The organism is Mesorhizobium sp. M8A.F.Ca.ET.021.01.1.1, assembly GCF_003998025.1.
Lineage (GTDB): Bacteria > Pseudomonadota > Alphaproteobacteria > Rhizobiales > Rhizobiaceae > Mesorhizobium.
Window position 1 is genome coordinate 1 of the sequence record NZ_RZSJ01000521.1, and the last position, 4,395, is coordinate 4,395.

The following is a 4,395-nucleotide window of genomic DNA, read 5'->3' on the forward strand; positions in this document are numbered from 1 at the left end:
GTTGGCGATCGCCTTGCGGATGCGCTCGGCGAATTTGGCCAGAAGGTCCGCCTCCATGTTGGGCGTGACCACGGCGAATTCCTCACCACCCAGGCGCGCCACCACGTCGTGATAGCGGGTCATGTCCTTGAGGCATCTGGCGACAGCCTTGAGCACCTCGTCGCCGACATCGTGGCCGTGGCTGTCGTTGACCTGCTTGAAATGGTCGAGATCGAGGATCATCAGCCCGACCGGTTTTTCGATGCGCCGGAACTCCTCGAGATATTCGTTCAGCGCGTCGTCGAAATAACGTCGGTTCTGCATGCCGGTCAGGCCGTCTGTCAGGGCGGCGTGCTCGAGCGTTTCGGAGCGGGCGCTGAGCGAAACCGTCATGGCGCGCAGCTTGCCTTCTTCCGTCGCCTGTTTGCGGATCAGCGGGTAGATGAAGAAGATGCCGAAAAACAGCGCGGTCGCAAGCAGCACGCCCGTCGCGAACAACAGCTTGTTGAGGTAGATGACCTTGTCCAGGCCCGATTGCGTATGGAGTTCCGTGGCGAAGGATTGCAAGAGCCCATAGGCGTGCAGCGTCACCAGGCCAGCGGCCAGGATCACGAAGATAAAGACGAAAAAAGCGGATTCCGCCTTATGGAAACGCATCTGCTCCCCGATGAAAAGTGCCCCTCGATCTTATGGCACGGGCCGCCTTACGGAGCGTTAATCCCGGCAACTTCGGCGGGAACCCTGTCCTCAAGGTCAACTTTTTAAGTTGCATTAGCAACAAGTGTTTGGATCGTGGTTTCGAGATTGTCATCGGGACGCAATCTCTGCCATTCCGGCCCCAACTGATGTCGAAACCAGGTCGCTTGCCGCTTGGCATATTGCCTGGTAGCGATCTTGGCGCGCTCGATCGCCTCGGGAAAGCTCGATTGCCCTGCAATTGCGGCCTGCAGCTCGCGAACCCCGATCGCCTTCATCGCCGGCAGGTCCGGATCGAGACGAAGGGCCGCAAGCTGCTTGACTTCCTCCAGCGCGCCCTTGTCCAGCATCCGGTCGAAACGCCTTTCGATGCGGTCGACCAGCGCCGCCCGATCCGGCTCGATGACTAGGAAATGCGCGCTTTGCCTGTCGATCAGCGGCCGGCCGCGCTCGCCCTGCCAGTCCAGGATCGACCGGCCGGAGGCGTCGAGCACTTCGAGCGCCCGCACGATGCGCTGGCCGTCGGTCGGCTTCAGCTGCATGGCGACTTTCGAATCCTCGCGCAGCAGGATGCCATGCAATTTGACCGCGCCGTGCTCCTTCAACTCATAGCGCCAGCGATCGCGGATCCGCTGCGGAATATCGGGCATTTCCGAAATGCCCTCGGCCAGCGCACGAAAATAAAGGCCGGTGCCACCGACGAAGATTGGCCGCCGCGAGAGCGTTCCGTCGTCGATGAGTTTCATCACGTCGCGCAGCCAGGCGCCGGTCGAGTAGGCAGAGCCGGGGTGCACATGCCCATAGAGAAAATGCTGCGCGCGTGCGAGTTCGGCCGCCTCCGGCCGAGCGGTCAGAACGTCGAGAACCGAATAGCCCTGCATCGAATCGGTGTTGACGATGACGCCGCCGGTGCGCTCGGCCAGCTCAAGCGCCAGCGCCGACTTGCCGCTGGCGGTCGGCCCGGCTATCAGGATCGCGTTCTTCACGCGGCCTTCGCCCGCATCCGCGCCGGAATTCTCTATGCCGCTCATTGCCACGCTTGTTTCCCGTCCCGCTGACCGCGCTCTGTCGCCGTCGCTTGCGAATATGGCCTCACGGTCGGTGGGCGCAAGCGCTGTCGTCTGGCTGGCCGAAGGCATTGCCTGTGATCTTGCCCTGCCGCCAGCGGCGCAGGCTGATGAAACCACTGCAGAGCTTCGCGCCGCACTGGGCGCCGAACCAGTCGACGTGATCGTTCAGCAGGCTGAAACACGCCGCAAGAAAGTCCTTCTCGCCGACATGGATTCGACCATGATCGACCAGGAATGCATCGACGAGCTGGCCGACGAGATCGGCGTCAAGGATCGCGTCGCGGCCATCACCGCGCGGTCGATGAATGGCGAGATCGCCTTCGAGCCTGCGCTGCGCGAGCGCGTGGCGCTGCTCAAGGGGCTCGACGCCGCAGTGGTCGACCGTATCGTCGCCAATCGGCTGACGCTGGCTTCGGGCGGCCGCGCACTGGTCCAGACCATGCGCGCCAACGGCGCCTGGACAGCGCTCGTTTCGGGCGGATTCGAGGTCTTCACCACGCGCATCGCCGAGATGCTCGGCTTTCAGGAAAACCGCGCCAACCGCCTGCTCGACCAGGGCGGACGCTTCACCGGACTGGTCGGCGAGCCGATCCTCGGCCGCGCCGCCAAGGCCGAGGCGCTGCTCGAAATCTGCGCGCGCCTTGGCCTGGCGCCGGCCGATGCCATCGCCGTCGGCGACGGCGCCAACGATCTCGACATGATCCGCCTGGCCGGAACCGGTGTCGCGCTGCACGCCAAGCCGACAGTGGCAGCACAGGCAAAAGTCCGGATCGACCATGCCGACCTAACCGCGCTGCTCTATCTGCAGGGCTACCGGCAGGAAGAATTCTTGCAATGAAACCAATCCGCACCGAACGCCTGATCCTGCGCAACTGGGAGGAGCGCGACCGCGCGCTGTTCCATCGCATCAACTCCGACGAGCGCGTCATGGAATTCTTTCCGTTCCGCCGCGACCGAGCTACCGCCGACGCCAAGATGGACGAGTTCCGATCCTGGATCGCCGAGGACGGCTATGGTTTTGCCGCCGCCGAGATTGCCGCCACCGGCGAGTGCATCGGCTTCGTCGGGCTCCTCAAGACCGATCATGTGCCCTCCCTGCCGGCCGGTACTATCGAGATCGGCTGGCGGCTGGCGCCGGAATACTGGGGCAAGGGCTATGTCACCGAGGCGGCGGAGGCCTGGCTCGCCTACGGCTTCCAGACGCTGGGCGTCAACGAGATCGTCTCCTTCGCCGTAACCGGCAATCATCGCTCGACCGCCGTGATGAAACGCCTCGGCATGAGCGCCGACCCGGCCAACGACTTCGACCATCCCGACATTCCGGACAGCCATCCCGCGCTCAAGCGGCATGTGCTCTACCGGTTGCCTCGCCAAGACTGGCAGGCAAGAAAAAGGGCGGCTCTCTAACCGCCCTTTCCATTAAAATCAGATTTTTGCAGTCCTGCCGACTTCAATCCATCCGGATCGTGACAAACCTCAGCTCACCGGTCTTCGACGCCAGCATCAGCAGCGCGTTCTTGCGCCCCTGCTCCTTCAGCGCGCCGATCCGGTCCATGACATCCTTGGGCGTGGCGACCGATTCCTGCGCGATCTCGGTGATCACCTCGCCCGGCTGAATGCCGCGCTCGGCGGCGGCCGAATCCTTGGCCACATCGGTGACGACGACACCCGAGACATCGGCGGCAATGCTGAACTTCTTGCGCGTCTCGTCGTTGAGTTCGCCGACGGTCATGCCGAGCACCGAGGCGGTCGAGACGGCCGGAGCCTTGTCGCCGCCCTTGTCCTGGTCGGTGTTGCCATTCTCGCCGCTGGCGAGCTTCTCGCCATCCTCGAGCCGGCCGAGCGTCACCTTCACCGTCTGCTCGACACCCTTGCGCACGATCAGCACGTCGACGGCTTTGCCCACCGGGCTTTCGGCGACGACGCGCGGCAGGTCGCGCATTTCGTGGATGTCCTTGCCATCGAACTTGATGATGACGTCGCCGGCCTGGATGGTGCCGTTGTCGACAGGCCCGCCCTTGATGACGCCGGCCACCAGCGCGCCCTTGGCGGTCGCCATCCCCAGGCTTTCCGCGATGTCGTCCGTCACCGGCTGGATGCGCACGCCGAGCCAGCCGCGCCGCGTCTCGCCATACTGGCGCAACTGGTCGACGACGCCCGAGGCGAGCTGCGAGGGAATGGAGAAGCCGATGCCGATCGAGCCGCCGGAGGGCGAAATGATCGCGGTGTTCATGCCGATGACCTCGCCGGCGCTGTTGAACAGCGGTCCGCCCGAATTGCCGCGGTTGATCGCCGCATCGGTCTGGATGAAGTCGTCATAGGGGCCTGAATTGATGTCGCGGTTGCGCGCCGAGACGATACCGACCGTGACCGTACCGCCGAGGCCGAACGGATTGCCGACCGCCATCACCCAGTCGCCGACGCGCATCTTGGTGGAATCGCCAAATTTCACCGCCGTCAGCTTGTGGCCTTTCGGATCGACCTTCAGCACCGCGACGTCGGTCTTGGTGTCGGTGCCGACCAGCGTCGCCTTCAAGGTCACACCATCGGAAAAATTGACCTCGATGTCGTCGGCATCGGCGATCACGTGGTTGTTGGTTACGACGATGCCTTGCTCGGCGTCGATGACGAAGCCCGAGCCCAGCGACTG

The 4,395-nt window shown here is 63.8% G+C and carries 5 protein-coding genes; 2 read left to right on the forward strand and 3 right to left on the reverse strand.

What is annotated here, in order from left to right:
- On the reverse strand, positions 1 to 636 hold a 636-nt coding region (locus EOA36_RS28795; RefSeq protein ID WP_145969353.1), incomplete at its 3' end, for a GGDEF domain-containing protein.
- A 104-nt stretch (positions 637 to 740) separates the two neighbouring features.
- On the reverse strand, positions 741 to 1,706 hold the full coding sequence (gene miaA / locus EOA36_RS28800) for a tRNA (adenosine(37)-N6)-dimethylallyltransferase MiaA (protein ID WP_127280404.1): 966 nt from the start codon (positions 1,704 to 1,706) through the stop codon (positions 741 to 743).
- On the opposite strand from miaA, the gene serB reads away from it, so the two are divergent.
- The gene (serB, locus tag EOA36_RS28805; protein ID WP_127280405.1) at positions 1,696 to 2,583 is read left to right on the forward strand and encodes a phosphoserine phosphatase SerB; all 888 of its coding nucleotides are present in this window, start codon (positions 1,696 to 1,698) and stop codon (positions 2,581 to 2,583) included. The two genes, miaA and serB, sit on opposite strands and share 11 nt — an antisense overlap.
- Positions 2,580 to 3,152, forward strand: a complete 573-nt coding sequence (locus EOA36_RS28810; protein ID WP_127280406.1) for a GNAT family N-acetyltransferase — start codon at positions 2,580 to 2,582, stop codon at positions 3,150 to 3,152. The genes serB and EOA36_RS28810 overlap by 4 nt, the downstream gene beginning before the upstream one ends.
- 43 nt (positions 3,153 to 3,195) lie before the next feature.
- Here EOA36_RS28810 and EOA36_RS28815 read toward each other — a convergent pair.
- The coding region (locus EOA36_RS28815; protein WP_145969354.1) for a DegQ family serine endoprotease at positions 3,196 to 4,395 on the reverse strand (1,200 nt) is incomplete at its 5' end.